The organism is Roseovarius indicus (assembly GCF_008728195.1).
In the GTDB taxonomy this organism is placed as follows: domain Bacteria; phylum Pseudomonadota; class Alphaproteobacteria; order Rhodobacterales; family Rhodobacteraceae; genus Roseovarius; species Roseovarius indicus.
In genome coordinates, this window is sequence record NZ_CP031600.1 from 29506 (window position 1) to 55421 (window position 25916).

The window sequence follows — 25916 nt, forward strand, 5'->3', positions numbered from 1 at the left end:
TGTTCCAGCCGGTAGCCGTTGAACAACAGCGTCTGTCTCTTTGACGCGAAGAGCGGTCACACCCCACGCGGGGCGGCAAGAATGACTGTCGCCCCCAGCAAACAAACGGCTGTGCCAAGAAGATCCCACCTATCAGGCCTATGTCCTTCGGCCAACCACATCCACAGAACCGAGGACGCTATATAGACGCCACCATAGGCTGCGAATGCGCGGCCTGCGGCGACAGTCTCTACCTGCGCCAGGAGCCATCCGAACACCACGAGTGCGGCAATGCCAGGCACAATCCAAAGTGCTGAGGCACCGAGACGCCACCAGGCCCAGATGGCGAAACACCCTGCAATTTCGGCAAGTGCCGCGAGCGGAAAGGCAAGCGCAGCGGGCATCTCAGGCGCCGATCTCTTCATGGTCGGTCAGGCATTCGGAATGGTCGCGCAGTACCTCGAGCACACGGCAGTCTGAAGTTTGCCCGCCGCTGCACTCATGCACCATCCGCTTCAATTCCGTCCGCAGCGCCTCGAGCCGCGCCAATCGTTGCTCGACCTGTTTGAGTTGCCGACGGGCTATAGCATCCGCCTCCGCGCAGGACTTTCCCGGATGATCGCTGAGATCGAGGAGCTCACGGATCGCGTCCAACGCGAATCCCAATTGCCGTGCGTGCCGGACGAATGACAAGCGGTCGAGTTCGGCGTCGCCATAGCGTCGTTGGCCCCCCTCGGTCCTGCCGGGCTCAGGCATAAGTCCGATCTGCTCGTAATACCGGATGGTCTGCACTTTTGTTCCGGTCTTCTTCGCCAGCGTCCCAATCGTCAGCATTTCCGCTCCCCACATTACCTACAGTGGGTGTAGCTTTATGCGGTGCGCATCACAAGCTTCACCTTAGTTTCACAGGTCGGTGATTGTTGGCCGATCGATGACAATCGCGCTTGAACCTACAGTAGCTAGAGGATGTAAACGCACACACAATAGAGAATCACGTTCGGGCGGAGCGGCGTGAGGCTTTCAGGTCTTCAAAAGGTGTTGTGGGTGCTTGCGGGCGTGACCGCGTTCGTTTTCATCTGGCTGTTCCTGTGGTTTGACTATTTTGTCGCCCAGCTTCGAGACTCGACGGGCGAACTACGGAGGTACCGTGAAAAGTTAGTTGAGGACTAACCTTTAAACGGCGCTAGCCTATAAGCGCGGCACCATGGAGAGCGGGTCAAATTTGTGTTTGACGCAGATAAAGAGACTGTTTTGCAGGAAGCTTAAATGAGCATCGCTGTTGCCTCGTAATTCGGACCCTTAGCTGTGCCCACTGTTTGAGGGGTCGACGGCACCGCAACGCGTTCGGGAACAGCACGTTGCAGCAACTTCCCGAGACTGAGCGCGAAGAAAAAAGAGGTCAGAATATGCGTATAACTTTGGCAGGGTATCAGGGATTGCTTGTCGGTCTCGCACTCTTTCTTGTTTTAGTGGCAAGCCCTGTTCGCGCCTTGGAATCCAATGCGTATCGTTCCGAAGTACTGACGGCACGTTTGATCGTCGCGGAAGCAGGAATCGCCCCAGGATCGCAGTTCCTTTCGGCGGGTTTGAAGATTGAACTGGAGGAAGGATGGAAAGCGTACTGGCGGTCGCCAGGCGAGGTTGGCCTGCCGCCGGAGATCGATTGGGAGGGGTCCACAAACCTTGAATCCGTCGACATGCTTTGGCCCGCACCCACGCGTTTCCGCGCCTTCGGAATTGAAAATTTCGGCTATGCCAAACAAGTAATATTTCCATTGCAGTTGCGGCTTGCGAACTCTGATAGAGCGGCCGAGCTGAAGGGACTCGTCGATCTGCTGATCTGCTCCAATGTGTGCATTCCGGAAAGGTTTGAATTGACACTCCCTGTGCCATTGGGAACGGGCGTCGATGCGAAAGCCGCGACCGATATCGCGACATGGGCCGCTCGCGTACCTGTTGCAGGGCCAGAAAGTGCAATAGCGGTCTCGGGCGCATCGCTGAAGCAGGATCAGGCATTGGTTGTTCAAATGACGCGGCCTTCTGGCTGGAACAATCCCGATCTTTTTCCAGAGTTTGGTGCAGGCTCTGCATTCGGCGCACCCGACATCCGCCTTACAAGTGATCGCACCGGTCTCTGGGCAAGTATCCCGATTCTCGCGTTAAGCGAGGAACAAACCTCCCTTCGAATTACGGTCGTAGACGAGGATGTCGCGGTTACATTCGATGATGTGAACACTACCGACGTTGTACCTGCGCCACCTTACGCATCCGAGACCAGCCAAGATAGGGGTCAGTTTTTCCCGATTCTCTTGCTGTCCTTCCTGGGAGGGTTGATACTGAACTTAATGCCATGCGTCTTGCCCGTTCTATCGATCAAATTCGGATCGGCGCTCCGAATGAAGAATCGCTCCGTTTCACAATTGCGCGCGGGGTTTATCGCTACGGCTGGGGGAACTGTTGCTTTCATGTGGGTGCTGGCCTTGGCGGTCATAGCGCTGCAGACGCTCGGATATGCCGTTGGGTGGGGCGTGCAGTTTCAGAATGCATATTTCCTGATTGCACTCATTCTCGTTGTCGGACTCTTTGCGGCAAATTTGTTTGGAGTTTTTGAAATTTCTTTGCCCAGCAGCTGGATGGCTAGGCTATCTGGCCGCTTTGGGCGGGGGTATGCCGAAGACTTCTCCACTGGCGCTCTGGCTGCGATACTTGCAACGCCTTGTTCCGCCCCGTTGCTGGGGACAGCCATTGCCTTCGCCCTTTCTGGCACGACAGGCGATATACTTGCGGTTTTCACAGCGATGGGGATTGGGCTTGCACTGCCATATATTCTGGTTGCCGCTTGGCCTGGTTTCCTGTCCCGACTGCCCAAACCGGGACCCTGGATGATAAGCTTGAAAATTGTTCTCGGATTGCTGCTTGCCGGAACCGTTGCATGGCTATGCTGGGTCTTGATTGGTGTGACGTCGCCAACCCTCACAGGCCTCGTGCTGCTGGGTCTTGGGCTCATCGTACTGGCTGCGAGAGCCTATCAGGTTCAGCCCAGTAACGGTTTGCTGTGGGGAATGACTGCGGTTTTGGGCATGACATTGGCGGCCCCCGCACTGCTGCCAAATAGGCCCGCTGATGTAACAAACTCGATCGCTTCTTACTGGGTCGAGTTCGACCGGTCCCGGATCGCGCGTGAAGTGTCGCAGGGCAAAACTGTATTCGTGGACGTTACTGCGGATTGGTGCATCACTTGCAAAGCAAACAAAACCCTGGTCCTAGATCGTGAACCAGTTTTTGGAGCACTTGGCGGGGAAGGCGTGATTGCAATGCGCGCGGATTGGACGCGACCGGACGCGACAATCCAATCCTATCTCGAGGCACACGGCAGATACGCAATTCCGTTCAACATCGTCTACGGTCCAGATGCGCCTGAAGGCATCATTTTATCTGAATTGCTATCCGTGGATGCGGTTCTCGAAGCGCTGTCGGCTGCCAATCTCAGCGCTGTCCGAAAACGATGAAACAGTGCCGTTGCATTGCTCAAGAGAGGCAGAACCTGCAATCGTTCAGTTTCAGGTGAAGGGAAAGCTGTTATGTATCTGAGACCTCGCGGCCCCAATTTATTCTTTGATCCGATCCAATCGGGCCGTGGCGGCGGCACGCGTCGGGTCGGTTTCCGGAAGGCTTTCGGCCAAGCTGCGCGCTTTGCCGGCGGCGTTCTGGGCAGCATCAAAGTCACCCAACACACTGTACGCCTCCGCGAGCCGAAGCCATCCTTCAAGATTGTCTGGGTCATCCAACAATCGCGCCGCCAAGCGGTCAACCATGGAGCGGACAAAAGCGCTGCGCTCCTCGACTGACATATCCTGTGCGGCCTCGATATCGACCGCACGGGGGCCACGTGCGTCCCGTGAGTCCGGAATGAAATCAGCTTGGGTGACAGGGTTCTCTCCGACCTGTTCCCCCAATCGGTTGGCGACAGACAGGAAAAGCTCCATCCACGGATAGGCGCGATCCGCTCTCTTGAGACGCTCGATCAAAAGCGCCCTCGCTTCATCTGGAACCCCTTCCTGTTCGAGGATCCGGGCCCTATAGAAAATTGGGCCTGGATCATCAGGGTCCATCTCTGATGCACGTTCGATCACGCTTTCCGCTTGCGGCGTCACGACCCCATTCTCGGCTGCGATCAAGGCCTCGGCAAATTGTAATAGAGTAGCGATACCTGCATCATCGCGAACAGCGACGTGTTCGAATGCATCGACAGCAGCGTCGTAGCGACCCATGCGCATGTAAGTCTGACCGAGCAGACGCCAACCTTCGCTTGGACCACCCGACTCGTCTGCTTGAAGACGGGCTTTTAATTTCTGGGTCAGCTCCGCGAGGTTTGCGGCTTCCTCGGTTTCATATGCGCGAGACGCCAGAGGCTGGCTTTCGATCTGTGGCGAGCCGATTTGAGAATACAGAGCGAAGGCTACCAATGGCGTGGCAATGGCGGACGCGAAGATGGTGCTTCGCCCACTTGCGCGCGACGACTCACGTGTCGCAAGCCGACCGGCAGCCAGAATGCGGCGTTTGATTTCAACCCTGGCCGCGTCGGCCTCGGTAACGGATATCAGATTCCGCTCCTGATCAGTATCAATTTCGGAAAGCTGATCCTTGAGGATAACCAACGCTCCATCCTTTCTGTTCAGGACTTCACCCGTTCGATAGAGACCGGACAAGAACAGAAGGACAGTGATGGATGCCATAGCGCCTAACACCAACCAAATCATGGGTTTCTCCGTCCTTCATTTTCATTAAAAATGGCCTCGAACTCACGCTCTTCATCGGGGCTCAGTGGATCAGCAGTGCCATCAAGAACCGCCCTGCTTCGGCGCCTGATTGTGACAAAGACAACGCCAATCCCAACGGCAAAAAGAACCGCAGGGCCGAACCACAACAGATACGTGGCGGGTTTCAGTCGCGGCCTGAAAAGGACGAAGTCACCGTAGCGATCTACGAAAAACGCAATGATCTCGTCATCTGTTTCACCTGCAATCAGACGTTCGCGCAGCAAGGTGCGCATCGTTCGGGCAACACCCGCATTCGAGCTATCGATGTCCTGATTTTGGCAGACAACGCAGCGTAACTGCTTTGAGAGCTCCCGGGCGCGCGACTCAAGCACCGGATCATCCAGCAACTCATCTGGCTCCACAGCCCATGCCGCGGTTGTCGCGGCAAGCACCAGCACCAGTGAATAGAGCCAACCCTTCATGATTGACCACCTGCTGCGGCCAACGCAGCACGAATTTCATCCTGTGCCTCTGGCGTCACAATGGGACCAACATAGCGATAGACTACGATCCCCGTTCCATCGATCACGAAAGTCTCCGGTACGCCGGAGATACCCCACTCAATCCCGACGCGGCCTTCGCTGTCTGATCCGATCCTCTCATAGGGGTTGCCAAGCTCCTCCAGCCAATTGGCTGCATCTGCTGATTTGTCCATGTAGTTGATCCCCATCAGCCGAACACCGTCCTGTTCGACAAACTTGGTGAGCACCGCATGCTCAGCACGACAGGGCACGCACCATGAAGCGAATACATTGACCAAAACCGGCTCGCCAATGCTACGAAGGGCTGCGGTCGACAGTCCGGGTGTCTGCGTGCCCTCTACCGGTGGGAGTTCAAAATCCGGAACTGGTTCGGAGACCAAAGCGGAAGGGATTGCGTTAGGATCACGGTCTGGGTTGAGCCCCCAGAACAAGAAACCACCCAAGACCACTGCGACCAGCGCTGGCATCGCGAGAAGGATTTTCTTCATCATATCATTCCGCCGGTTGAAGCGCTGACGACCGGCTCTTTGGCGACGGCGCACCCACCCGCAATCTCCGGTCCGATAGCGAAAGGGACCCGCCAAGCACCAGCATCGTCGCTCCGATCCATATCCAATTAACCAGTGGTTCGTAGAGAATGCGCAAATTCCACTGGCCCGACGCCGTTTTGGCCGCAGGCTCACTGATGGTGACGTAGAGATCACCTCTGAGCGTTGATCGGATTGCAGATTCGGTTGTGGACGTCCCCGCAACTGGATAATTTCTGCGCTCCGGACGAAGAAGCGTAATCTCCCGTCCATCTTTCAAGACGCGAAGCTGGCCTTGTTGTGCGATGTAGTTTGGACCACGCAACCATTCGACGCCGTCAAATATTACGTCAAAACCGGCGATTTCTACGGTCGTCCCCGGTTCTGCGAAAAGAACACGTTCTTCCTTCCAAGCAGTTGAACCTACGAACCCAAGCACAAGCATTGCAACGCCAAGATGCGCGAGCGTCATACCGTGCGCAGCGCGCGGCAGGTTCCGCGCGCGACGCAGCGACTGAGAAAGCGGTAGATCAAAGAGCTTGATGCGCATTGCCCATTCGCGCAACGTCGCAAAAAAAACCCAGGCTGCAATCCCTATTGAGACCACTGCAAGCAGGGGCCCGTCTGTCTGAAGGTACCAAACGATCCCCGCAACACCAATCGCGATACCAAAAACCAAACGCAGCCGCTGCCAGATACCGGGAAGATCGGCCCGTTTCCAAGACAGGAATGGGCCAACTCCCATTATAATGACGAGCGGCAGCATGAAAGGGATAAACGTCGCGTTGAAATACGGTGGTCCGACAGAGATCTTTTCTTCAGTCACCGCTTCCACAAACAATGGATAGAGTGTTCCAAAAAGGACGGTCGCCGTTGCGGTCGCGAGCAGAAGGTTGTTGAGCAAAAGCCCAGCCTCGCGGCTGATTGGCCGAAAGATGCCACCCGATCCAAGCTGAGGCGCGCGCCATGCGTAGAGCGTCAGAGATCCCACAATTGTCAAACCAAGAAGGCCTAGAATGTACACACCGCGCGCAGGGTCAACCGCAAACGCGTGAACAGATGTCAAAATGCCGGACCGGACGATAAATGTCCCCAGAAGTGACAGTGAAAAGGTCAGGATGGCTAAAAGAATGGTCCAGCTTTTGAACGTATCCCGCTTTTCCGTGACAATAGCCGAGTGCAGGAGTGCCGTGCCCAGAAGCCATGGCATGAAGGATGCGTTTTCAACCGGGTCCCAAAACCACCAGCCACCCCAGCCAAGTTCGTAATAGGCCCACCAAGAGCCGAGTGCGATCCCTGCAGTGAGGCTGATCCAGGCCGTCAGAGTCCATGGCCGCACCCAACGCGCCCATGCGGGATCCACCCGGCCCTCTATCAGAGCCGCGACCGCGAAGGAGAAGACGATCGAGAAGCCGACATACCCAAAATACAAGAGCGGGGGATGCATCGCCAACCCGATGTCCTGCAGAAGCGGGTTAAGATCCGTGCCATCCAGAGGCGGCGGGAAAACTCGCTCGAACGGATTGGACGTGAAAAGCATGAAGCTCAGGAAACCGACGCTGATCCAGGCTTGAACGGACAACGTTCGTGCCTTGAGACCCGCCGGAATGTTTCTGCCCAGCAGCGCGACCCCAGCCCCGAAAATAACGAGAATAAGGGTCCAGAGAAGTAGGGACCCTTCGTGACTGCCCCAGGTGCCCGCAAACTTGAAGATCATCGGCTTCAGCGAGTGGGAATTCTCCACCACGTTTCGAACCGTGAAGTCACTGACAACAAATGATCGCATGAGTGCCCCGAATGCCATGGCAACCAACACCAGCTGCAGCGCGGCTGTCGTCTTGGCACTTTCCATCCAAAGCACGCGCCCCGTGCTTGCCCCGACAATTGGCAGGATGCTTTGAACAATCGCGACGGCAAGCGCCAGGATAAGTGCGAATTGTCCGATCTCAGGTGTCATTTTGCGTTCTCCTGAGTAGCGCTTCTGCATCCGAGCCGGACGAGGTTTCCGCATTGGGGGAATTCAGCATGATCATCGTTCATCGTTCATTCTAGTGAGATCATATCGCGACATTCTCCACTTTCCGCCTGTGTTCGCTTCTGTGAATCGCAAACGGGATGGGGGTGGGCGGAAAACCGAGTGGGATGAAGTTCTTTGTGCGTGCATGCCGTGAGCAGAATCCGACAGTTGATTCGCGTTGTTTGTAGTTCCTGCAGTCGCTGTAGGTTCAAGCGTTATTCTAGACTGATACCTTAAAAAATGACTCATGCTTGCAGTGCATCTGCGTAGCAGCTTTATATCTGCAGGTCCGTTTTCCGCAGGCGTCGGATTTAGCGGAACTTGCCGTTGCCTTCCCTCGATGGCCACCCGTAGGGTCAGACGAAGCAGCGAAACATTGAGTGACGGCAGGTTTTGAAGCGCTGAAAAGAGAGCATTGACTTCACAGGTGCGTGACGTGCTGCCGCAGGTCAGGAATCACGCTTGAACCTACAGTAGCTAGAGGATGTAAACTCACACGAAATACAGAGATTACTTCGGGCGGAGCGGCGTGAGACTTTCAGGTCTTCAGAATGTATTGTGGATGTTTGCGGGCGTGGCGGCGTTCGTTTTCATCTGGCTGTTGCTATGGTCCGACTACCGTGCCGACCTTGCCCGAGCCGAGAATGAACCGCCGTTTCTTGCTGATTTCGAACTGACCGATCATCGGGGCATGGTCCAAACCGACGAAGATTTCGCAGGGCGCTGGATGCTGGTTTTCTTTGGCTTCACCAATTGCCCTGACGTCTGTCCGACCACACTGTCCGAAGTCGCGGCCGTGATGGAGGGCTTGGGCGATGAGGCGGCAATGGTTCAGCCGATTTTCATAACGATCGATCCCGAACGGGATACCCCAATGGCTCTTGCCGACTTCGTGCCGCGTTTTGACGCGGGCATAATCGGTCTAACCGGCACATCCGATCAGATCGCCGCGACATCTGAAACCTTTCCGATTTACTTCGAACGAATCGAAGAGGACAGCGCGCCGGATGGCTATACAATGGGGCACACATCTCACCTGTTCCTTTTCGACACGCAAGCAGGCTTCGCGGATTCCTGGCCCTATGGAACGCCCGCCGAAGAGATCCTCGCCGATCTGAGAGAGAGGATCTGATCGTCATGACCCGACTTTCCGGAGAGACGGCCCTCGGGCTGGCCTGGATTATCGCGCTCACCGCGTCGCTTGCCGTGGTTTTCATCGGTGAGGTTCTGGGGCAGACACCTTGCGTGCTTTGCTGGTTTCAGCGCGCTTTTATGTTCCCCTTAGCCATCATCCTCGGGCTCGGGCTCTGGTGGCAGGACCGGCGTGTGGGTCGCTATGGGGTCGCGCTGGCCTTGGGCGGTGCCGCCGTCGCGTTTTGGCATATGGGCCTCTATGTTGGGCTGGTCCCCGAACGCATCCAGCCCTGCACGGCGACCGGCCCGTCCTGTACGGACGACAATCAACTGGTCTTCGGCATTCCGATTCCTTTAATGGCGTTCGTCGCCTTCGCGATGATCGGTCTGCTGTCGGCTCTCTCACTGAAGGAAACACAAGAATGAAACGACGTGGCCTCATCCTGTCCGTTCTCGCGCTCGGTGCCGCCGGTTTCGGCGGTGCCGCATGGTACGCAACCCGCCCCGAGCCGATTGCCGAGGCCGCCCCCGTCGACCCGGAATTGGCCGATGGGCTGATCCGGCCCTATTCCCCGATCCTCGGCCCCGAGACGGCGCCTGTCACGATTGTCGAGTTTTTCGATCCAGCTTGCGAGGCGTGCCGCGCATTCTATCCCGTGGTCAAGGATATCATGGCTGAGCACGGTAATGCGGTCCGTGTCGTAATTCGATACACTGCCTTTCACGGGGACGCTTCGGTGGAAGCGATCCGTGTTCTTGAAGCTGCGCGGATGCAGGGCGTGTTCGAACCGGTGCTCGAAGCGGTCTTGCAAGAGCAGCCTCGATGGGCGTCCCATGGTGCGCCGGAGCCGGGTTTGCTCCTTGAGATTGCCGCAAGCGGAGGTCTGGATGTCGAAGCTGCCCAGACGCAGATGCTGGCCCCCGATGTTGTAGCGGTGCTGAACCAAGACCGTGCCGATGTCGAAACGGTTGGCGTGCGACAAACGCCCACGTTTTACGTAAATGCCAAACCGCAGACCCGTTCGGTGAGGCCGAACTACGGCGGCTGGTGGCGGCGGAAGTTGCTGCCAGCCAAAGTTGATACGCGGTCAGAGATAGGAGAAATTGTCGTGAAAAAACTACCACACATCAAGGGATTGGCCTTTCTCTTACTACTCACGGGCCTGTCGGCGCCTGCACTGGCCGGTTCGGAGGATGTCGTGGTCGAGAGCGCGTGGTCCGCGCCTCGATCGGCACGAGCCGTCCGGGGGCTGCCTACATGACCGTGCGCAACAGGGGTGAAGACGCCGTTACGCTGACCAAAATTGCGACACCGCTGGCAATGATGCACGAGATCCATGAGACGAAAACCAACTCCGATGGCGTCAGTTCCATGGCGCCTGCAGGCGAGATCACGATTGAGCCCGGCCAAAGCGTGGCATTGGAGCCGGGCGGGCTGCACGCCATGCTCATGAAGCTGCAAGAGCCGATGACCGAAGGCGAGACTTTCCCGCTGACACTGACCTTCTCGGATGGCGGCAAGGTGACGGTCGAGGTCCCAATCCTCGGGATCGCCGCGCGTGGACCGGAGGGCTGATGCAACGTCGACAGCTCCTTCTATACGGCGCAGCCGGTGCCGGCGTTCTTGGCATGACTCTCTTCGTGGGCTGGTGGCGGGTGGACGGGCCCGGTGCGCCTGAACCAAAAGGGCAGCGGCCCCTGCCCCTATCGGCGATGGAATTCCGGCTGACCGACCACCAGGGAAATGAGGTAGGGCCTGGCAACCTGATCGGTCGTCCGACAATGGTGTTTTTCGGGTTCACCTACTGCCCGGACGTCTGCCCGACGACCCTATCGGATATTTCCGGCTGGCTTGAGGAACTGGGCGACGAAGCATCAGAGATGAACGTGGTCTTCATCACGGTCGACTCGGAGCGGGACACGGTCGAGGCCATGGCCGAATATGTCGGCTATTTTCATCCGGTCATTCGTGGCTGGACGGGGCCGGAAGACCAGATTGCCCGCGCTGCAGAAGGGTTTCGTGCCTCATTTGAGCGCGTCCCGACTGAGGGCGGCGGCTATACGATGAACCATACGGCAAGCGTATTCCTGTTCGATGCCGAGGGTGAGCCCGTCACGATGATCGACTATCACGAACCAAGAGAATTCGCGGTGCCAAAGATCCGGCGCGCACTGACAGAAGACGTAGAGGGGGCAACATGAAGATAAGAACTGTCTTGGCGGCCGTGGCGGTCGCAGGCGCGATTTCGGTTGCCGCCATCGCCATCTCTGGCGTTCTGTCCAAAGAACCGGTGCCCCCTTCGATTGCTGAAGCGACCCTCTGGACTCCCGATCCGCTCGCGCCGCCCCGGATTGCCGAAATCAATTCGGTCCGCCCTACACTCGCCCAGACAGATATCGCATTCGAGTTCAGACCCGTGCCCCTCCTGACCGTTTCCCCCGCTGATACCTCCTTGCCATCTATCGAGCCCCCGCTGGTCACCTGGTCGCGCGAGATTGCGTCGGGCGAGACGCTTGATGCGGTCCTCTCCGATGCGGGGTTGGATGCTTCGGATCGCGCCGAAATCGCCTTGGCGATTGGCGCGGAATACGATCTGCGCCGTCTGCGTCCGGGTCACATCATTACCGTGGTTTCCACAACGGACGACAACCCGCGCCGTGTAGAACTCGCCGTCGAAGACGGTGTCCGGATAGAGGCGGTCTTCGGCGAACAGCTTGCCGCTCGCGTGCTGGAGCCGGACTCCGAATTGGTGACTTTCGCCGGCGAGGCGGTGATCGAGAGCTCGATTTTTGCCGCCCTAGACACGGCAGACATCCCCGCCCGTTTTGCGGTGGACCTGGCGCAGATGCTGGGCGGCACCGTGGATTTCCGTCGTGATCTTGCGGGTGGCGAGACGATGCGCCTCCTTTGGCGCGAGGCCCGCGCCGAGAACAAGAGGATTGGTCAGCCCGAGCTTGCCTTCGCTGAGCTGGATCTTGGTGGGTCGGTCTACGAGATCGTCTGGCCGCACGACGGCAGCGGTCAAGCGACGATCTATGTCGATGGAGAAGTCTTGCGTGTCTTTGCCCAACCTGTGGAAGGGGCGCGGTTGAGTTCAGTCTTCGGCCGTCGCACACACCCGGTCTATGGCAATGTGCGGATGCATACCGGCGTCGATTTTGCTGCGGCGCGCGGCACGCCGGTAAAGGCGACGGCGCCCGGACGCGTGAGCTTCATCGGACGTCGTGGTGGATATGGCCGGGTGGTGGAGATAGCGCATGGATCCGACACCCTGACACGATACGCACATCTCAGCGAGGTGCCGGACACACTCGAACAAGGGCAGCGCGTGATGGCCGGAGATTTGATCGGCCGCGTCGGTGCAACTGGCACCGCGACCGGCCCAAATCTGCATTATGAGGTTCTGGTCGATGGTCGCCCGACCGATCCTCTCTCTGACGACCGACTGGCAGAGGCGGCCGAGCGGGACGCGGACGACACGGCTGCGCTTAAGCGACTGGCTGAGGCACGCTCGCTACTGGCTGAGAGGCTCGCCAGCGAATTCGTGCAAACAACAACCGAAAGGCTTTGATCCATGAAAAAATATGCTCCCGCCCTTGCCATCGCATTGGCGTTGCTTCCCGCGGCGCGAGCCGTCGCAGAGGCGATCCCGATCAATGTCCGGAAGACAAACGGCTGCGGCTGTTGCCTGTCCTGGATGAAGCACCTCGAGGGGAATGGCTTCGCGCCGACAGGCGAGGACATGTTCGGAGGATCTCTTGTGCGCTTCAAGCTCGACAATGGCGTGCCGCAGCGCATGGTGTCCTGCCATACGGCTCTGGTCGACGGCTATGTGATCGAGGGCCACGTACCGGCAGCTGACATCCAACGCCTGCTGGAGGACCGGCCAGACGCGGTAGGCCTGGCGGTGCCGGGAATGCCCTACGGGTCGCCCGGCATGGGACCGGAGGACGACCGGGAGGCTTACGATGTCTTCCTGATCCACGAAGACGGATCGACCGAGGTCTACACCAGCTACTCGGCTCCTGACTGAGCTCCCGCCAAGACCTTAAAAATTGGAACCCCTCTCCCCCATAGCGCTTGGCTTTCTTGGAAGCCTGGCCGCCGGATCGCTGACCGCGGTCGGGGCGGTCCCCGTTCTCTTCGGGCGCATCCCGTCCCGAGCCACGCGCGATCTGCTGCTTGGCTTCGCGGCGGGTGTCATGCTCGCGGCCTCGTTCTTCTCGCTGATCATCCCGGCTCTCGACGCAGCTGAAGGACAGTTCGACAACGGTGCTCTCCCGGCGGCCATCGTATGTGTTGCGATCCTACTTGGCATGGGCGCGGTCGCTCTGATGAACGAACGGCTGCCGCATGAACATTTCAAGACGGGGCGGGAAGGTCCCGACGCCGCATCGCTGCGGCGCGTCTGGCTTTTCATCATCGCGATCACGATCCACAATTTTCCCGAAGGGCTTGCCGTCGGCGTCGGGTTCGGGGCTGACGGTTTGTCGGGCGGGTTGCCACTTGCGATCGGCATCGGCCTCCAGAATGCGCCCGAAGGTCTGGCGGTGGCGGTTTCGTTGCTCGGCGAGGGCTATTCCAGGTTTCGCGCCTGGGGCATCGCCGCCCTGACCGGTCTCGTCGAGCCTGTCGGTGGACTTCTCGGCGCGGGCATTATCAGTCTTTCGCAACCGCTGCTGCCTTGGGGTCTCGCCTTCGCAGCAGGTGCGATGCTCTACGTCATCAGCCACGAGATTATTCCGGAAACCCACCGGTCCGGCCATCAGAACAGGGCGACGCTCGGCCTCGCGGTCGGTCTTGTGATCATGTTGTTCCTCGACGTCTGGCTGGGATAAGCGGATGAGAACTTGCCTCTTCGTCGGTCTGCTTGCTGCTCTGATCGCCTTTCTTGTCGATCAGGCAACGAAGGCAATCGTTGTGTCCAATGCGACTATTCTTAGTTCCGGCGTATCGGTCTTTCCCGGCTTCAATCTCATCTACCTGCGCAATGACGGGGTGACCTTCGGGCTTCTCGGCGGTGCGCCGTGGTGGAGCCTTGTCGTATTGGCGCTTGGCATCTGCGTCTGGTTGGCGGCTATGCTGATCCGTTCCAGCAGTCGGGTCGAGGCCATTGCCTATGGTGCGATCATCGGCGGTGCTCTCGGCAATATTCTGGACCGCCTGCGCTATCGTGCGGTGACGGATTTCCTTGATTTCTACATCGGGTCGGCGCACTGGCCTGCCTTCAACTTAGCCGATGTTTTTGTGGTTGGCGGCGTGGTGCTGCTGCTCGTTGCGCCCTGGGTTGGCGCTCGACTTCAGATCGATTCATGAAGCCGGGTTTGTCGCAGTTCGTTAGTGAGGACCCGAACCTGTTCCAGTGCATGGGTCTTGCCCTTGCTGCCGGCGGATTGACGGTTTTGACCCTTCCGCCGTTTTCTTGGCTCATCGCGGTCCCTGTCGCCTTCTCCGTGCTCTTTATCGTTCTCCGGAACATCTCAACCTCGCGCGCTTTCCTTGTCGGTTGGGCTTTCGGACTGGGCCAATTCGGGATTGGAATTTCCTGGATCGCCGAGAGCTTCTATGTCGATGCCGAACGTTTCGGCGCACTGGCGATTCCGGCGGTCGCGGGTCTGTCCGCCGGACTTGCCATCTTCCCGGGCATGGCGGCGTTGCTTTTTGCCGCCATCATGCAGCGCCGAGCTTTCGGCGGCATTGCGGCGGGCCTTCTGTTTGCAAGCTGCTGGGTGGCCACGGAATGGCTGCGGGGTCATGTCCTGACGGGGTTTCCCTGGAACCTTGCCGCTTATGCCCTTGTCGACTATGCCGCCCTGCGCCAACCCGCCGCTTGGGTCGGAAGCTACGGTTTGGGCTTTCTCACGGTCTTCATCGGCATATTGCCAGGTGTGTTGACTGTGGCGGCGCCAAAGAGACGCGCGCCTGTTCTCGTGCTCTTCGCCGTTGCTGTGACGGGTCTCTGGGTTGGCGGTGCGCTTCGGTCAGGGCAGGACGTGCCGCCGACAGACGTTGCTTTGCGCATCGTCCAAGGCAATGTGCCACAAGTCGAGAAGTGGGCACTGGGCAGCCGCGAGCGAACCTTGGAAAAATACCTGGGCTTGTCCGCGCAACCCGGACGTTTCGATGTGCTGCTTTGGCCGGAAACGGCCTTTCCCGGTTTTCTGGACGAAGATGCTGCGGCACGCACGCGGATATCTGCAGCTTTGCCAGACGACAGGGTCCTTTTGACAGGTGTGCCTGACCGAGTGGAGGGCGATGGGGGAACCAGATATTTCAACACGGTTAAGGTCTATGACGGCAGAGGAGAGGTTCTGACGGGATATGCAAAACATCATCTCGTCCCGTTTGGCGAATATGTGCCCCTGAAAGGCTGGCTGCCCATCGAACGACTGACCGTAGGGTTAGGCGATTTCACGCCTGGACCGGGGCCACGCACGCTGGCGGTTCCGGGTGCTCCTCTGGTCGCGGCGGCGATCTGTTACGAGATTATTTTTCCGGGCCACGTGGTCGATGATCTTTTCCGCCCCGACTGGATATTCAACGCCACGAATGATGCCTGGTTCGGAACCAGCATTGGACCCGAGCAGCACCTCGCCTCGGCGCGGATGCGCGCGGTCGAGGAAGGGCTTCCCGTGGTCCGGGCGGCCAACACGGGGATATCCGCGATCATCGACGCCAAGGGAGAGATCATCGCGCGCCTCGAGACCGGACAAACTGGAGTCATAGATGCCAGCCTGCCGACAGCGCTTGCGCCCACACCTTACGCACGTTTCGGTGATTGGACATCGCTGGCGCTCATCTGTGCGGTCTGGGCCCTGGCCTTTATCGTCGGATTGGCCAGACGACGTTTCAATTCAGAAAATTCAAAATCGGAGGAATCGTGATGCTGGTGCTCGCAGGCTTTGTCGGAGGGGCGCTCTGGGGTGGCTATCTGGCGCAACGGCGGAAAGGGAACCGCCTGGATATACTTCAATACGCGACAAGCTTCGGTATTGCTTTTGGCCTACTCGCTTTTTTCGCCTCGGTGATCCTCTTGCGCATCACGTCTTGAGATTACTTTGGCACCGGCAACGAATTGAGACGACTGTTCAACATATTACTGTATTTGCTCCTGGCGGTTTTTGCATCAGGACTGGCCGTATCCGGTGTCGTCTACTTTCTTTTGCGCGCCTCCGTCCCCGACTATGACGAGGACTTCAGAGTTGCGGGTATCGAAGGCCCAGTCGATATTCTGCGAGATGCTGCGGCCATACCGCACATTTCTGCAGACTCCGCTGCGGACGCCTATTTCGCGCTTGGTTTCGTTCACGCTCAGGACAGGCTTGGCCAGTTATTGAGGGCAAGGCGGGCAGCGCAAGCCTTGTTGCCACTTGACCAGACGATCGAAGTTGAGCCTTCGACAGCCCAAGCGCTCGACGCATATGCTGCAGGTGTCAACGCGTGGCTTGGTCTGGTGTCCGAAGGCGGGCGCGGCAGAGGCTCACCCGATCTGTTGATCGCGGATGAGAGAATGATCGCAGCCTGGACACCCGTCGATAGTCTCAGACTTGCCCAAGCGTTTCTGAAAGATCTTCAACCCGAGAGACGGCAGAGTGACCTGTCCGGCTTGTCAGATCTACCGATCCCGTCGGATCGGCCTCTTTTGCCCGAGCTGTTTGTGACCTCGCCCGAGGTCAGCCTCGATGCTTGGGCGTTGCCTGGAGACAGAACAGCTACCGGAGCACCAATTCTCGCCGCCGATATACGTGGCCCCTTATCGCTGCCTTCTGAATGGTACCTGGCGGATATTCAACTCCCGACCGGAGCCGCGATTGGGGCTACAATGCCGGGTGTGCCCTTCATTGTCGTCGGTCGCAGCGAACGCATCGCTTGGGCGTTCCGATCTGTGTCACTGAAAGCCCTTAAAGAGCCAGTGAGTCCCACCGCTGCGAAGGCCGGCAATTTTCTGATGATGCTTGACCGTCTGGCGCGGTCCGCCGATGTGAACGATGCTATGGACGCAAGCATGAACCTAGCACCAGCCGGATTGGAGATTCTTGCGATCGACCGAGAAACCCTTGCTCGCTGGCCTAACAGGGAGGTCGAAACTCCTTTATCGTTTCGAGACGCCCGTCTGGCTGCTCTTGATGAGCGGCAGCCGATATTCTCGGTCGAGGGCGCGATTGCAGTGCAGCGCGACACGGTCAGCGCTGCCGCGCGGGCGCTTCTTCCTATAGTGGCAAAAGAGCTTTGGTTCGTGGGTTCCACAGGCGCTCTCGAAGAGAACCGCGCAGGTGAGCTTCGCGGCGATATTCTGGATCAACTTGCCCAATGGAATGGCGACATGGATCGCTTTTCACCGGAGCCGCTCGTGTTCTGGGCCTGGGCGCGCGCATTGCAAAAACGCATACTTCGGGATGAATTTCCATCCGCGACGAATGTCTGGGCCAGGCCAAATCCCGATGTCCTATTTGCGGTGCTTTCAGATCGCGGAGGGAGCGCAATCTGGTGCGACATCCGCCCGTCTACCCGCATCGAGACCTGCCAGGATCAGGTTCGTGCGGCCCTGGATGATGCCATCGGCTGGCTTGTCGATCGCTACGGACCCGATCCGTCCGCTTGGACCTGGGGCGAAGCACACGCCTTGAATATGGGGTGGGCGCCAATCCGATCGACCGGGATCATCAGCGATCTGCTGTCTCTCGAAGCCCCATCTTCAGGCGATCCCGACACACTGATTGCAACACTGTTCACTTCTGACAATGACCGCCCGTTCGCGACCAGCGCGGGCACCAATTTTCAGGCGGTCATGTCAATTTCGGAGGAAAGCGGTTCCTATTTCATCGCGCCCGCCGGTCAGTCTGGCCATCCGCTATCACGCTTCTACGAAAACCTGTTTCCCATGTGGATGCAGGACAAATACCTCGCGATGTCCACAGATCTGTCTTTGGCACAGGGTGGCGCAGCCGGAACATCCCGACTTTCAACGGTGTCTGTCGATGGGCCGGCAATACAACATGACAGGAGCCGATGATTACTTACTTCCTCCATTTCGACCCGTTTGGATATGCGATTTCGCCAGTGTCCCTTGTTTCCGTCAGCTTGGCCGCATGGTGCTACATGCGCGGCCTCGCGCGATCCGCTCGTATTCGCGGGACGGTTTCTCTTTGGCGGCAGGCCCTGTTCTTCGCTGGCTTGACCTGCATTTTCGTGGCCACGAATGCGTCTCTGGCTTCATTGGGGCACAGCCTCTTTTCGGTGCACCAGGTGGAACATCTTCTCCTTCGCCTTGCAGGACCACTGCTCATCGCTGTTTCGCAGCCGTGGCGCATCCTGCAAGCCGGTTTGGAAAGACGGTGGCGTCGATACCTCGGCGCGCTGGCGAACGCCTGGTTCGTGCGGTTCATGGCGCATCCGGCAACCGCCACTGCCTTGCTCATCGCTTCGCTCTTCGTCTGGCAGATACCGGTCCTTTACGGACTTGCGCAGCGCATCGCGGCGGTCGAGCTGCTCGCACATCTGGCGATGGTGCTGGCAGGGATCTGGTATTTCGGCATGCTTTTCGACTGGAGGGATCCCCCTGCCGGTGCGCGACGCGGAGCGAGGCTGATCTCCGGTTTTGTGGTGATTGTTTCAAACATTTTTCTGGGTTCCCTTACGACACTTAAGGAGGTGGCCCTTTATGCCTCCTACCAAACGACAGGCACCGGGTTATCTGCAACTTTATCCGACGAAACGATTGGTGGCTACGTGATCTGGGTCCCATCCTCGATGGTGATGATCGCCGCGATCATTCTGGTCATGAACGGCTGGAACGCTGCGGAAGTGCGTCGCTGGGATGCGCGATACGAACTGACGCGCGCCTCGAACTCGGCCGCGCTCGAATTTCCGGAAACGGCCGAAGAGTTGCGTCTGAAGGTTGCAAAGCCAAATCGTGACATGGGCCGGACGCTCGCCCTGGGCGCGTTGGTCATGTTCTTGATCGTCATGATAACGGTGGTGACGATTGTGTATGCACTGTGACCGTTGCCATCCCGCCAGTACGCAATGCGCAGGCATGACGAGAACTGTTCACGAGGCACCTTGTCGCATCCCGCTTGCGGCTTGGCACGTTGTGATACGCGCCGAAATGATATAGCAAACCGGTATGTATGAGGGGACCGAAGCAACCGAGACGTCGGACCCTACGGCGAGCGATCTCAAGCGAACGACCAGATCGAGCAATCGAATGGTGCTCTGGATTTTGCTGTGCGTTGCCGGTCTATTTTTCGCAACGGCCTTTGGCGTGGCGATATTGGTGATATATGGCCCGTACTGACGCGACGATGACCCGCCGAGCGCTGCTCCGGCGCATGGGGTCCGCAGGACTGGTCGTGCCGCTGGCCGCCTGTAACGAGGCTGGATGGTATGGCGAGAATGTAAGCGGGCTTTTACCCGACCTGTCTTTCACCATGACCCGGGCTCAGAACGGGACGAACGTGACACAGGCCGATTACGAAGGACAGGTCGTCGCGCTGTTCTTTGGCTTTACCTTCTGCCCCGATATCTGCCCTATGACACTCTCCAACCTGTCCGCTGTGGTCGATCAGCTGGGCGAGGACGCCGCGAAACTGTCGATACTCTTCGTTACAGTGGACCCCGAGCGCGATACGCCCGAGGTGATGACGAAATACGCCGCCGCCTTCACGCCGTGCGTTGACGGGCTGATCGGCACGCCCAACCAACTGGCCCGTCTTGCCCGGCGCCTCAAAGTCACCTACAAGATCGAACCACATCAGCCGGACGACTTGACCTATGATGTATCGCACGGCAAGTCGGTCTATGTTTTCGATGCGCAAGGCGACGCGCGCGTCATATGGCCCGGTTTCGATACGCTACAGGCCGACATCGCTGGGGCCACCGGCGACATCCGCCGCGTGATGAGCGCCTGAAGGCTAAAGGTCTGCGTCGGCGGCGCGCATGTTGCGCACCACCACCAAGAGGCCCAGAACGCTCATCATCGCGGGAGGAATCCAGATGACGATGCCGCCGATCTGCTGATCCGTTACCGCAGAGATCGAAGGGAAATACCGCCCGCAGAATGCGTAATAGGGAAACAAGTCCACCGTGGCGAAGGAGATGAGCGCGCCTAGAACAATCTGCGGAAACATGACGCCCACGGCCAGCGCAGCGCGCCAGCCGAAACGCAACCGCGCGGGCGGCGCGGGCCGAGTGTCCAGTACCAGCGCCCAGAACAAGATGCCGTCCACCGCCATCGACCAGTTCATCACCTGGTAGAGCACCGGGTCAAGCATGGCGGCGAAATGCACCGGCGGGATCAGCCAGAACCAGAACAGTCCGACGAAGAGTATCACCGCTATGACGGGCTGCTGGATCGTGCGATAGACAAGCATCACCAAGCGGCTGGCACAGAGCGCGCGCAACCATTCCGGCGCTCCCGCCAGCAGCACCGGGCCACCCGCGCTGAGCGCCAGCAGGACCGGGCCTACATGATGCATGGCGACGTGCTGCAACCGATTAGTGAAGAACATGCGCTGTGCGAGATATTCGAACCCGGTCTGCGTAACGCCCCACAGCAACACCAACCCCGTCCAGAAAGCCGCCTGCCGCAATCGGCTCGCGCGGTCTCCCGGCGCGGTCCGCCGGAGCCCGCGCGCGAACCAGAGCCCCGACAGCGTCACCGCGAGATAGATCAGCCACGAGAATTCATAGGGCAGGATCGCAGGTATCTGCGCCGGAATGTAGGTGGTTAGCGCCCAGAGGACCGCGCCAAGCAGAGCGATACCGCCATAGGCCAAGGTGTCGCTTGGCAAGGAGTTGGCTTCGAGTTTCTGAATGGTCATGGTCGCGACGGTCTTTTGATTGATCGGGGGACGCAACGCAAGAAACAAGTATGTGGCAATTTGTGCGCCCGCCCTGTCACAGCCTGAGGTGATGATCGGCCAATGATCAGCCGCGGGCCAAGCCCCCGCATGGCTCGGTCGCTATCGCACCGTCCCAGTTGCAGATCACTGCAATATGAGTTGGTCGTACGTTTTCGCTTGCAGTGTCATTGCTCGATCTTTGGTGTAGTATTTTAGCGATGGTTGTTTCATTTTCGCGCAGAACCTGTTGCGGCGTTAAGTATCACTCCGGGAAGGCACGAGCGCTTGTTCGAACGCCTCCAACGTGGTCCCGCTGACGTGATGCTCGATCCCTTCCGCATCGCGTTCCGCGGTCTCTTCGTCGATCCCGAGGCTCAGGAGAAACGCGACTACGATCCTATGGCGTCGACGGCAGGCCTCGGCCAACTCCCGCCCGGCATCGGTGAGGAATATCGCGCGGTAAGGTTCCCGCCGAACCAAACCAGCAGCCTTGAGCCGCGAGATGTTCTTTGTCACGGTCGGCGGCTTCACGCCAAGCCGCTCGGCGATCTCGACCGGTCTGGCCTCCCCGCGCGTCTCGATCAGTTCCGCGATCAGTTCGACGTAATCCTCCGCCATCTCGCTTTCATGTGCCTGACGCACGGTCGCAAAGCCTTCGGCCTGCGCCTCGGGAGCCCTGTCGACAGCCTCGAATGGCTCACGCCCATGTGATTGCAGCTTTGTCATACTTGGGACTTTGCAGCGAAACAGCGGGATTGACAACTTGTTTGCTTCGGGTAGATAAATTAGCCATGTCTAACTTTTTGCCTTGGAGGCCGTGGTGATGCGAAATACTATGAGAGTGCTGCTCGCCACACTCGCAAGTGCGCTCCTCCTGTCCGGACCTGTCGCCGCGACGCCGGCCAAGGAGGCGCCTTGGCTTCCCGAGGCGGCGGCCTACCGTCTGACGCTCTTTCTTGGAAATCTCGAGCCTCTGCCCTGGGACGACATCGAAACCGCCTGGTCCGAACCCTATCGGGGCTCGGAATTCTCGACCGGTGCGGTGGAGTGGCTGGACCGCGAAAGCGATATCAAGCCTGACGGTCTTCTGAACGCGATGATGCGCGAAGACCGGCAGGCGGTATTCGCCGAGGCGACGCGGCTCATCGCGCTCAGGATCGAAGAGGAACTGGACCGGGCTCTCGCGACCGAAGACCCTGCGACGGCACAGCAGGCCTTGCGAACCGCACGCGAACTCTACCGTGCGTTCGAGGACGGCGTCGCGGCCGCCGATTCGGAGGCTGCGAGACGGATCGGCCTGGCTTGGCTGGAGCTCAATAGCAGCACCGGGTTCTCTGGCGTACTTGGCGCAGGCTCGACATCTGCGGATCGCGAAACCATGGAATCCGCGCGCGCTGTCATCTCCGGCTATCTCGCCGAGAATTACCTCGTTGACGACTTTGCTACGCGTCGGGCGTTAAGCGCCCTGCCGGAAACCGCCGTGCTCAGCGGTCGCGCCATCGAGGTGCCGCCAAGCCTGCCACCGGGCTCCGACATTTTCGATCAGGACCCGTTACCACTGCTCGTCCTCAACTTCGAGGAGCAGGGCATCGACGAGACCGATCTGCCGCTTGTTGCCTACGGCGACATGCTGTTCGACAGTGCGCAAATCTTCGGCAGCCCCGCGCGCGATCTCGGGATCACCTGCTCCACCTGTCACAACCGCTCGGACATCAACCAGCGGCTTTTCGTTCCGGGCGCAAGCCACCAGCCAGGCGCGATCGACGTCGACGGCGCCTTTTTCAACCCGATCTTCAACGACCGGCGCGACGACCCGCTCGACATTCCGAGCCTGCGCGGCTTGCGTTTTACAGGTCCCTACGGCCGCGATGGCCGTTTCGCCTCCCTGCGCGATTTCACCCGCAACGTGATCGTCAACGAGTTCGGCGGGGATGAACCGACGCCCTTCATGATGGACGCTCTCGTCGCCTACATGCTCGAATTCGACTTCCTGCCGAATTCCATACTGACGACCGATGGCCGCCTGACCGACGCGGCCCCGGAAGTCGCCCGGCGTGGCGAGGAGATCTTCAACCAGCCCTTTGCCGGGCTCGGCGATCGCTCCTGCGCCAGCTGCCATGTGCCAGATGCGAACTTCCTCGACCGGCAGGCCCACGACATAGGCTCCGTTGCGCCAGCCTATGAAGGTGCCCGTGCCGGTGCGCTGGACACGCCCACGCTGCTCGGCACGGCCTATACCGCGCCCTACTTCCATGACGGATCTCTGCCGACGCTGGCCGCTGTCGTGGACTGGTTCGACGAAACGAAAGCGCTCGGGCTGACCGAGGAAGACCGCGCGTCCCTGACCGCCTATCTCGAGACCGTGGGTGCGGCGGACGAACCCTACGAGGCGTTCGACACCGAGAACACCGCTTTCCGGCTGGCATTCGCCGAACTGACGACCTTCGCCTCGACACTCGACACGCTACTGCCGCGGCGGGACGCAGAGCACATCCTGCTGCTGACTGACACCGTGGCCGCGGACCTCTCGGCGGACGCCAGCACCATGTCGAACCTTGCTGCGCGGCCCGAGGTCTACGCGTTGGCTGAGCGGCTGGCCGCGGTCGGCGCCGCCGTCCGTGCCGATGACTGGGCGGCCGCCGAAGCAAGCTGGACCGCGTTCAAGTCCGAAGCCGTCGCAATCGAAGAGAGGGCATTCTGATGCCAGTTCAACTGACCCGTAGAACGATACTGACCTTGGTCGGCGCGGGCGCGGTGTCGTTGGCGACACCTCTCGCCGCGCAGGACACTGCGTTGCGGCTGGCTTTCATCCCGCAGGAGAACCCGGAGAAGCTGCTTGGCGATATCGAGGCCATCACCGCCTGGCTGGCCAGTGAGATCGGCGTCCCTGTCGAAGGGTTCGTTACCATCGACCATGCAGCGGCGGTCGAGGCGCTGCGAAACGGCGACGCGGATATCTCCTTCATGGGCGCCCTGCCCTTCGTTCTGGCCGAGGCCGAGATCGGTGCCGTGCCGCTCCTGTCCGAGGTCTACCGCGACGCGCCGAATTATACGGGCCGCATTTTCGTGCGGCGCGACAGCGGTATCGGCGCGCTCGTAGACCTGCGCGGACGCGACATCGCCTTTGCCGATCCGATCTCGGAATCGGGCTATCTCTATCCGCTCGCCGAATTCGTAGAGGCCGGGCTGGTTAAAGGTCCCGGCGCAGCGGAGGAATTTTTCGGCCGCGTCTTTTTCGCGGGGGGCTACCAACAAGCCATGCAGGCAATGGCCGAAGGCCTGGTCGATGCCGCGGGCGCCAGCCAGTATGCCGACCTGCTTCTGACACCGCAGCAACAGGCGGAGGTAACCTGGATCGCGGAAAGCGCACCGATCCCGAGCCATTTGGTGATCGCTCGCCCTGGGCTCGATGCCGCTCTGCGGGACCGTTTTGTCGACGCAATGCTGCGGCTCAATGAGCCGGAGCACCGCAACAAGCTGCGCTATCTTTATGGACCGGACGGCTATGTCAGGGCCGACGGCGCCGCCTATGACGGCGTGCGCGACATGGCGCGGCGATACGGGCTGTTGGAATGAGCACTGCTATCCAAATCGACGACCTGAGTTTTGCCCATACGGGCGCGGACGTCCCGGCGCTGGAGCGGGTTTCGCTTAATATTCCGACGGGCGAAAGCGTGGCTCTGCTCGGCCCGTCCGGGGCGGGCAAGACGACCCTGCTGGCACTGCTTGATGGCAGGCTGTTTGGCTGGCGCGGGCAGGTTTCGATCTTGGGCGCACCGCTCGATCCCGATCATCCGCCAATGCGCGCGCGCCGCCCGGATACCGGTTTCGTTTTTCAAGAGTTCGCGTTGGTCGAACGCTCCACTGTTCTGCGTAACGTCCTGAATGGCCGCCTGGGGCGCATGTCGCCGCTGCGGGCCCTGATGGGATCACCGACCAAGCACGATCTGGAGATTGCGCGCACGGCACTTGCCGATTGCGGCATTTTCGATCTTGCCGAACGCAGAGTCGACAGCCTCAGCGGCGGGCAGCGGCAGCGCGTCGCCATCGCGCGGGGTCTGGCGCAAGAACCACGGCTTATTCTGGCCGATGAACCGGTGAGCAACCTCGACCCCGCGCGTGCAGGTGAGATCCTGGCGCTGCTGACCGGGGCGGCGCAAGCGCGCGGCGCGACGGCGCTGTTTTCGTCGCACCAACCCGACCTGGCGCGGCGTTTTGCGCAGCGTATCATTGGCATTCGTGGCGGGCGGATCGCCTTTGATGTGCCTACCTCCGAGTTGAACGAGGATGCGACAGCGGAGCTCTATCGGGAGGTTGAGCCAATCCCCGGAATCGGCCTCAGGGCGGTGTCCTGATGGCGTTCCGCGGGTTTGGCGGCTTTGCGACGAGTGGTCTGATCGCCGCCGCGATCCTGTGGTCCTTCGCGACGACCGATGTCGAGTTGTCGCGTCTCATGTCGGCCGGCCCGCGCATTGCCGATTTCCTCGGTCGGATGTTTCCGCCTGACCCGACGGTGATGGCCGAGATCAAGAAGGGCAGCGCGGAAACGCTGAGAATAGCGATCCTCGGCTCCCTCGGTGCTGTGATCCTGTCCGTTCCCTTCGGCATTCTCGCGTCTGAGACGATGGTATCGCCCGCGGTGTTCCGGTCGATCCGAACGCTGCTTGCCCTCATACGGGCGATTCCGCTGATTCTCGTGGCCATGCTCATGGTGGGCGCTGTCGGGCTCGGGCCGCTGCCCGGCATCATCGCGGTCGCCTTTCATGCAACGGGGATGCTCGCCAAGTTCTATGCCGAGGCGATCGACGGCGTGTCCCGCGCGCCGATCGCCGCGCTGGAAAGCGCGGGCGCCGGGCCGCTCGTGCGGCTCAGATACGCGATCTGGCCGCAGATGGCGCCGGTCGTCGCCCGCGACACGATTTTCCGGTTCGAGTTGAACCTGCGCGAGTCGCTGATCCTCGGCATTGTCGGCGCGGGCGGGATCGGCTTTTACATCCAGACCTACGTGCGCTCTTTCCAGTATGACAAGGCTGCCAGCGTCACGATTGCCGTCGTCGTCATGGTCATCGCCATCGAAGCTATTAACGTCGCGCTGCGCCGTCGTTTTGCCTGA

25 protein-coding genes and 2 pseudogenes are annotated in these 25916 nt (G+C 59.6%); 19 read left to right on the forward strand and 8 right to left on the reverse strand.

The genetic code is table 11. The annotated features are described in order from the left end of the window. Window positions 1-56 precede the first annotated feature (56 nt). Window positions 57-383, reverse strand: a complete 327-nt coding sequence (locus RIdsm_RS28705; protein WP_057821528.1) for a YnfA family protein — start codon at window positions 381-383, stop codon at window positions 57-59. 1 nt (window position 384) lies between these two features. Continuing rightward, on the reverse strand, window positions 385-813 hold the full coding sequence (locus RIdsm_RS28710) for a MerR family transcriptional regulator (protein WP_057821575.1): 429 nt from the start codon (window positions 811-813) through the stop codon (window positions 385-387). A 524-nt stretch (window positions 814-1337) separates the two neighbouring features. Between RIdsm_RS28710 and RIdsm_RS28720 the strand changes: the two genes are divergently transcribed. Further along, window positions 1338-3488: a protein-disulfide reductase DsbD family protein gene (locus RIdsm_RS28720; protein ID WP_236553409.1), complete on the forward strand. Its 2151-nt coding sequence runs from the start codon at window positions 1338-1340 to the stop codon at window positions 3486-3488. Between the two features lie 99 nt (window positions 3489-3587). On the opposite strand, the gene ccmI is transcribed toward RIdsm_RS28720, so the two are convergent. The 4 genes from ccmI to RIdsm_RS28740 are packed head-to-tail and all read right to left on the reverse strand — an operon-like array spanning window position 3588 to window position 7765. Further along, window positions 3588-4739, reverse strand: a complete 1152-nt coding sequence (gene ccmI / locus RIdsm_RS28725) for a c-type cytochrome biogenesis protein CcmI (protein ID WP_057821532.1) — start codon at window positions 4737-4739, stop codon at window positions 3588-3590. Beyond that, the gene (locus tag RIdsm_RS28730; protein ID WP_057821534.1) at window positions 4736-5221 is read right to left on the reverse strand and encodes a cytochrome c-type biogenesis protein; all 486 of its coding nucleotides are present in this window, start codon (window positions 5219-5221) and stop codon (window positions 4736-4738) included. The genes ccmI and RIdsm_RS28730 overlap by 4 nt, the downstream gene beginning before the upstream one ends. After that, window positions 5218-5769, reverse strand: a complete 552-nt coding sequence (locus tag RIdsm_RS28735) for a DsbE family thiol:disulfide interchange protein (RefSeq protein WP_057821577.1) — start codon at window positions 5767-5769, stop codon at window positions 5218-5220. The genes RIdsm_RS28730 and RIdsm_RS28735 overlap by 4 nt, the downstream gene beginning before the upstream one ends. Before the next feature lie 4 nt (window positions 5770-5773). Continuing rightward, the gene (locus RIdsm_RS28740) at window positions 5774-7765 is read right to left on the reverse strand and encodes a heme lyase CcmF/NrfE family subunit (RefSeq protein WP_057821536.1); all 1992 of its coding nucleotides are present in this window, start codon (window positions 7763-7765) and stop codon (window positions 5774-5776) included. A gap of 622 nt (window positions 7766-8387) precedes the next feature. Here RIdsm_RS28740 and RIdsm_RS28745 point away from each other — a divergent pair. The 14 genes and pseudogenes from RIdsm_RS28745 to RIdsm_RS28810 all read left to right on the forward strand — a co-directional run bounded on the left by RIdsm_RS28745 (window position 8388) and on the right by RIdsm_RS28810 (window position 19870). Then, window positions 8388-8957, forward strand: coding sequence for an SCO family protein (locus RIdsm_RS28745; RefSeq protein WP_057821538.1), 570 nt, complete (start codon window positions 8388-8390; stop codon window positions 8955-8957). A 5-nt stretch (window positions 8958-8962) separates the two neighbouring features. After that, the gene (locus RIdsm_RS28750) at window positions 8963-9385 is read left to right on the forward strand and encodes a disulfide bond formation protein B (protein WP_057821540.1); all 423 of its coding nucleotides are present in this window, start codon (window positions 8963-8965) and stop codon (window positions 9383-9385) included. Continuing rightward, window positions 9382-10040, forward strand: a pseudogene (locus RIdsm_RS28755) (DsbA family protein). The gene RIdsm_RS28750 and the pseudogene RIdsm_RS28755 overlap by 4 nt, the downstream one beginning before the upstream one ends. 55 nt (window positions 10041-10095) lie before the next feature. Next, a pseudogene (locus tag RIdsm_RS28760) lies at window positions 10096-10535 on the forward strand (copper chaperone PCu(A)C). Then, the gene (locus tag RIdsm_RS28765) at window positions 10535-11161 is read left to right on the forward strand and encodes an SCO family protein (RefSeq protein WP_057821546.1); all 627 of its coding nucleotides are present in this window, start codon (window positions 10535-10537) and stop codon (window positions 11159-11161) included. The pseudogene RIdsm_RS28760 and the gene RIdsm_RS28765 overlap by 1 nt, the downstream one beginning before the upstream one ends. Next, window positions 11158-12531, forward strand: coding sequence for a M23 family metallopeptidase (locus RIdsm_RS28770; protein ID WP_057821548.1), 1374 nt, complete (start codon window positions 11158-11160; stop codon window positions 12529-12531). Before RIdsm_RS28765 ends, RIdsm_RS28770 begins: the two co-directional genes overlap by 4 nt. Before the next feature lie 3 nt (window positions 12532-12534). Further along, window positions 12535-12993: a DUF411 domain-containing protein gene (locus tag RIdsm_RS28775; protein WP_057821549.1), complete on the forward strand. Its 459-nt coding sequence runs from the start codon at window positions 12535-12537 to the stop codon at window positions 12991-12993. 22 nt (window positions 12994-13015) lie between these two features. Beyond that, window positions 13016-13798, forward strand: coding sequence for a ZIP family metal transporter (locus tag RIdsm_RS28780; RefSeq protein ID WP_057821551.1), 783 nt, complete (start codon window positions 13016-13018; stop codon window positions 13796-13798). 4 nt (window positions 13799-13802) lie between these two features. Next, window positions 13803-14276: a signal peptidase II gene (gene lspA / locus RIdsm_RS28785; RefSeq protein WP_057821553.1), complete on the forward strand. Its 474-nt coding sequence runs from the start codon at window positions 13803-13805 to the stop codon at window positions 14274-14276. Beyond that, window positions 14273-15844: an apolipoprotein N-acyltransferase gene (gene lnt / locus RIdsm_RS28790; RefSeq protein WP_057821556.1), complete on the forward strand. Its 1572-nt coding sequence runs from the start codon at window positions 14273-14275 to the stop codon at window positions 15842-15844. Before lspA ends, lnt begins: the two co-directional genes overlap by 4 nt. After that, window positions 15844-16011: a hypothetical protein gene (locus tag RIdsm_RS28795; RefSeq protein WP_008282832.1), complete on the forward strand. Its 168-nt coding sequence runs from the start codon at window positions 15844-15846 to the stop codon at window positions 16009-16011. Before lnt ends, RIdsm_RS28795 begins: the two co-directional genes overlap by 1 nt. Before the next feature lie 24 nt (window positions 16012-16035). Beyond that, entirely contained in the window at window positions 16036-17973 is a 1938-nt protein-coding gene (locus tag RIdsm_RS28800; RefSeq protein WP_057821558.1) for a penicillin acylase family protein, read from the forward strand. Then, entirely contained in the window at window positions 17970-18962 is a 993-nt protein-coding gene (locus tag RIdsm_RS28805; protein ID WP_057821560.1) for a cytochrome c oxidase assembly protein, read from the forward strand. The genes RIdsm_RS28800 and RIdsm_RS28805 overlap by 4 nt, the downstream gene beginning before the upstream one ends. A 281-nt stretch (window positions 18963-19243) precedes the next feature. After that, entirely contained in the window at window positions 19244-19870 is a 627-nt protein-coding gene (locus RIdsm_RS28810; RefSeq protein WP_082647565.1) for an SCO family protein, read from the forward strand. A 3-nt stretch (window positions 19871-19873) separates the two neighbouring features. Here the strand turns inward: RIdsm_RS28810 and RIdsm_RS28815 are convergent, their stop codons facing one another. Together RIdsm_RS28815 and mntR are read right to left on the reverse strand one after the other, a co-directional pair. Then, a complete protein-coding gene (locus tag RIdsm_RS28815) occupies window positions 19874-20830 on the reverse strand; it encodes a cytochrome c oxidase assembly protein (protein ID WP_177228467.1) in 957 nt (318 codons plus the stop codon). 228 nt (window positions 20831-21058) lie between these two features. Further along, a complete protein-coding gene (gene mntR, locus RIdsm_RS28820; RefSeq protein WP_057821565.1) occupies window positions 21059-21529 on the reverse strand; it encodes a manganese-binding transcriptional regulator MntR in 471 nt (156 codons plus the stop codon). Window positions 21530-21626: 97 nt separating this feature from the next. Here mntR and RIdsm_RS28825 point away from each other — a divergent pair, with 97 nt between their 5' ends. Genes RIdsm_RS28825 through phnE form a run of 4 tightly spaced genes read left to right on the forward strand, consistent with a single transcriptional unit; the run spans window position 21627 to window position 25916 of the window. Next, the gene (locus RIdsm_RS28825; RefSeq protein WP_143100571.1) at window positions 21627-23504 is read left to right on the forward strand and encodes a cytochrome c peroxidase; all 1878 of its coding nucleotides are present in this window, start codon (window positions 21627-21629) and stop codon (window positions 23502-23504) included. Then, window positions 23504-24379, forward strand: coding sequence for a phosphate/phosphite/phosphonate ABC transporter substrate-binding protein (locus tag RIdsm_RS28830; RefSeq protein ID WP_057821569.1), 876 nt, complete (start codon window positions 23504-23506; stop codon window positions 24377-24379). The genes RIdsm_RS28825 and RIdsm_RS28830 overlap by 1 nt, the downstream gene beginning before the upstream one ends. Continuing rightward, window positions 24376-25158, forward strand: coding sequence for a phosphonate ABC transporter ATP-binding protein (locus RIdsm_RS28835; protein ID WP_057821571.1), 783 nt, complete (start codon window positions 24376-24378; stop codon window positions 25156-25158). Before RIdsm_RS28830 ends, RIdsm_RS28835 begins: the two co-directional genes overlap by 4 nt. After that, entirely contained in the window at window positions 25158-25916 is a 759-nt protein-coding gene (gene phnE / locus RIdsm_RS28840) for a phosphonate ABC transporter, permease protein PhnE (protein ID WP_057821574.1), read from the forward strand. The genes RIdsm_RS28835 and phnE overlap by 1 nt, the downstream gene beginning before the upstream one ends.

Excerpts from the sequence above, each read along its gene's own strand:
- RIdsm_RS28705 (WP_057821528.1), bottom strand. The coding sequence starts at position 383 with ATGCCCGCTGCGCTTGCCTTTCCGCTCGCGGCACTTGCCGAAATTGCA.
- RIdsm_RS28710 (WP_057821575.1), bottom strand. The coding sequence starts at position 813 with ATGCTGACGATTGGGACGCTGGCGAAGAAGACCGGAACAAAAGTGCAG.
- ccmI (WP_057821532.1), bottom strand. The coding sequence starts at position 4,739 with ATGATTTGGTTGGTGTTAGGCGCTATGGCATCCATCACTGTCCTTCTG.
- RIdsm_RS28730 (WP_057821534.1), bottom strand. The coding sequence starts at position 5,221 with ATGAAGGGTTGGCTCTATTCACTGGTGCTGGTGCTTGCCGCGACAACC.
- RIdsm_RS28735 (WP_057821577.1), bottom strand. The coding sequence starts at position 5,769 with ATGAAGAAAATCCTTCTCGCGATGCCAGCGCTGGTCGCAGTGGTCTTG.
- RIdsm_RS28740 (WP_057821536.1), bottom strand. The coding sequence starts at position 7,765 with ATGACACCTGAGATCGGACAATTCGCACTTATCCTGGCGCTTGCCGTC.
- RIdsm_RS28745 (WP_057821538.1), top strand. The coding sequence starts at position 8,388 with ATGTTTGCGGGCGTGGCGGCGTTCGTTTTCATCTGGCTGTTGCTATGG.
- RIdsm_RS28750 (WP_057821540.1), top strand. The coding sequence starts at position 8,963 with ATGACCCGACTTTCCGGAGAGACGGCCCTCGGGCTGGCCTGGATTATC.
- RIdsm_RS28765 (WP_057821546.1), top strand. The coding sequence starts at position 10,535 with ATGCAACGTCGACAGCTCCTTCTATACGGCGCAGCCGGTGCCGGCGTT.
- RIdsm_RS28770 (WP_057821548.1), top strand. The coding sequence starts at position 11,158 with ATGAAGATAAGAACTGTCTTGGCGGCCGTGGCGGTCGCAGGCGCGATT.
- RIdsm_RS28775 (WP_057821549.1), top strand. The coding sequence starts at position 12,535 with ATGAAAAAATATGCTCCCGCCCTTGCCATCGCATTGGCGTTGCTTCCC.
- lspA (WP_057821553.1), top strand. The coding sequence starts at position 13,803 with ATGAGAACTTGCCTCTTCGTCGGTCTGCTTGCTGCTCTGATCGCCTTT.
- lnt (WP_057821556.1), top strand. The coding sequence starts at position 14,273 with ATGAAGCCGGGTTTGTCGCAGTTCGTTAGTGAGGACCCGAACCTGTTC.
- RIdsm_RS28795 (WP_008282832.1), top strand. The coding sequence starts at position 15,844 with ATGCTGGTGCTCGCAGGCTTTGTCGGAGGGGCGCTCTGGGGTGGCTAT.
- RIdsm_RS28805 (WP_057821560.1), top strand. The coding sequence starts at position 17,970 with ATGATTACTTACTTCCTCCATTTCGACCCGTTTGGATATGCGATTTCG.
- RIdsm_RS28810 (WP_082647565.1), top strand. The coding sequence starts at position 19,244 with ATGGCCCGTACTGACGCGACGATGACCCGCCGAGCGCTGCTCCGGCGC.
- mntR (WP_057821565.1), bottom strand. The coding sequence starts at position 21,529 with ATGACAAAGCTGCAATCACATGGGCGTGAGCCATTCGAGGCTGTCGAC.
- RIdsm_RS28825 (WP_143100571.1), top strand. The coding sequence starts at position 21,627 with ATGCGAAATACTATGAGAGTGCTGCTCGCCACACTCGCAAGTGCGCTC.
- RIdsm_RS28830 (WP_057821569.1), top strand. The coding sequence starts at position 23,504 with ATGCCAGTTCAACTGACCCGTAGAACGATACTGACCTTGGTCGGCGCG.
- RIdsm_RS28835 (WP_057821571.1), top strand. The coding sequence starts at position 24,376 with ATGAGCACTGCTATCCAAATCGACGACCTGAGTTTTGCCCATACGGGC.
- phnE (WP_057821574.1), top strand. The coding sequence starts at position 25,158 with ATGGCGTTCCGCGGGTTTGGCGGCTTTGCGACGAGTGGTCTGATCGCC.